This window comes from Oceanospirillum linum (genome assembly GCF_001995095.2).
GTDB classification, from domain to species: domain Bacteria; phylum Pseudomonadota; class Gammaproteobacteria; order Pseudomonadales; family Halomonadaceae; genus Oceanospirillum; species Oceanospirillum linum.
On record NZ_MTSD02000081.1, the window covers coordinates 1 to 456 of the forward strand.

The 456-nt window shown below is 51.5% G+C and carries 1 pseudogene; it reads right to left on the minus strand.

Annotation, left to right across the window (positions count from 1 at the left end):
- A pseudogene (gene fieF / locus BTA35_RS16720) lies at nucleotides 1–456 on the minus strand (CDF family cation-efflux transporter FieF); the annotation flags it as partial.

A 456-nucleotide genomic window follows, 5' to 3' on the forward strand; every position in this document is an offset into this window, starting at 1 on the left:
GAAAGCATAGACCGTTTACCCTCCCTAGGTACGACGGAACAGGGGTCCTGATGGATAATTACATCCGATCCCGGAAAACGCCGTAAAATAGCCTGCTCTACCTGATCCGCCACCATATGTGCCTGAACCAAAGGCAGAGAGTCTTCCATTTCCAAATGAATCTGAATAAAGCGGGTCGGCCCTGACTGCCGCGTGCGAAGATCGTGAGCGCCGCTAACACCCGGCCAGGAAGTCACGATATCAATAATTTCTTGCCGTTCCTCATCAGGCAATGCGCGATCCAGTAATGACTGTACCGCCTCATATCCCATGCGTAACGCGCTATATAAAATATAGATGCCGATTCCCAATGCAAACAGAGCATCGGCGCGATGCCAGCCGTACCAGGACAACCCCAGCGCCAGCAGAATTGCGCCGTTCATCATAACATCAGACTGGTAATGTAGCATATCAGCC